The sequence below is a fragment of the Streptomyces sp. NPDC031274 genome (assembly GCF_055570235.1).
In genome coordinates this window covers 1-1,745 of sequence record NZ_JBVIHP010000159.1, presented here as the reverse complement: position 1 = coordinate 1,745, position 1,745 = coordinate 1, and the positions used below count along the sequence as shown (strand labels likewise).

The following is a 1,745-nucleotide window of genomic DNA, read 5'->3' as shown; positions in this document are numbered from 1 at the left end:
CCCGATCCTCGCGGCTGCCGAACGTGCCACCGGCGACGAACCTTGCCGGATCTGCGGCGAGCCCGTGCCAAGGAGCGCGCACTGGGAGCACCGCGACCGACACGTTTGCTCGAGTCGATGCAACACCACGCTCAAGCGGCGCACGAAGGCGCGGATCGAGAGGGGTGAGATCGACTTGGCCACCATCCCGGATCACGGCGACCGATCCTCCGCCGATGCCGACCAGCGCACACGGTTCGGAGCTGCGCGGGAGCCGCGGGTCTTCCGCACCAGGACCGCCGGCGGTGACTTCCCCTACGAGTTCTACGGGTTGAGCCCCATCGAAGGCGATGTCATCGAGCGGCACAGCTCTGTCACGACGTACGCCGCCGCTACCTCCCTGGGCGCCGACGAACTCGTCGCCTTGGTGCGAACCAACTCCGAACCCGACGCAGAGCCGATGGTCGCGATCCACCAGGAGACGGGTGCGCTCCTCGCCTACACAGGCCGTGTCCTGTGGTGGACCAAGGTGCCCGGCCAAGAGCACCCCCTCGCCCAGCAGACATCCTTCACGGGGGACGATGGGCGGCAGTGGCACTGGCAGAACGAGATCTTCCGTGACGTGGATGAGAGCGGGAAGACCTACGACTGGGAAGCCTGGGTCTGCGTCGCCGAGCCAACGCCCACCCTCTGGACCCCGGCGTACACCGCCCGCTCAGAGAAGCAGCGGCGCACCACTCGGGCCCGCAACAGCTACCAGGCCCGCATGCGCGGCTACGGCACACTCAACGCAGGCGCCGACCAAGTGGACCCGTGCGACATCTACGAACGCGACCAATGGGTCTGTCAGTTGTGCCAGCGCCCGATGAACCCTGCCGCCGAATGGCCCGACCTGTGGTCCTCCACCCTTGACCACGTCAAGCCTGTTGCTGAGGGCGGGGCGCACGCGGCCGAGAATCTGCAGGCAGCCCATTGGATCTGCAACATCCGCAAGGGAGACACCTGGGGGCCCGGCGAAACCCAGCCCTCTTAAAGGTCCTAACAGAAGACGACCGCGCCGAAGACGAGGGCGAGACCTCAGACGGCATTGGGCGGCCGGGCCCAGTGCTCCAGCCGTGGATCGTGATCCTTTTCCTCGTCGGCGGTTTGGGTGCGCCTGGTTCACGGTCGGTGACGGCTTACTGGTTGGCGAGTAAGTGCCCACTCCGATGCTTTTCCGCATGGGAACTGAATCGAGTCGGTCAGGGCGCTGACGATGGACCCCGATCGGCGACGGGAGATGCTCGTGCGAGCTGCCCATCCCTGGTGATCGAGCACGGCAGCGCAGCGACTACACGCTAGATCGCTCAGGTCGCAGGCATCGACGTCTGGCCAGGATGGGAATCAGTCGTCAGCGGGGTGTCGGGCGATGGCGGAACCAGTGCGGCTTGCTGCGGGGGCGTTCGACCGGTGCGGCGGGGTCTCCGTCTTCCCTCGCCGTAGGCGCTGTGCGTGCCGGGGCGCCGTCGCGTCCGTTGGTCAGAACATCGTGTTCCTGTTCGGTCGCGGCCGTCTCGCGCCGAGACTGTTTGAGCCCTCGGCGTGCGGTGCGGCCGCGGCGAGCGGTGCGGCGTGCGCCGGTCAGGAGCAGGCTCAGGCCGAGCACGGCAGCCGCTCCTACGACGATGCCGTAGAGGAAGAGCGTGCCGGTGGAACCGGTGACATCGAAGCCGAAGACCGAGAAGCCGTCGGTGAGGTCGTGGGCGCTGGTGCTGTTGGTGAGAATG

The 1,745-nt window shown here is 67.2% G+C and carries 2 protein-coding genes; one reads left to right on the top strand and one right to left on the bottom strand.

Annotated features, from left to right (window positions below; all coding sequences use genetic code 11):
• Window positions 1-1,012, top strand: a 1,012-nt coding sequence (locus ACZ5CR_RS44535; RefSeq protein WP_468869204.1) for an HNH endonuclease, incomplete at its 5' end; no start/stop codon positions are given.
• A gap of 357 nt (window positions 1,013-1,369) precedes the next feature.
• Here ACZ5CR_RS44535 and ACZ5CR_RS44530 read toward each other — a convergent pair.
• The coding region (locus ACZ5CR_RS44530; RefSeq protein WP_468869200.1) for a hypothetical protein at window positions 1,370-1,745 on the bottom strand (376 nt) is incomplete at its 5' end.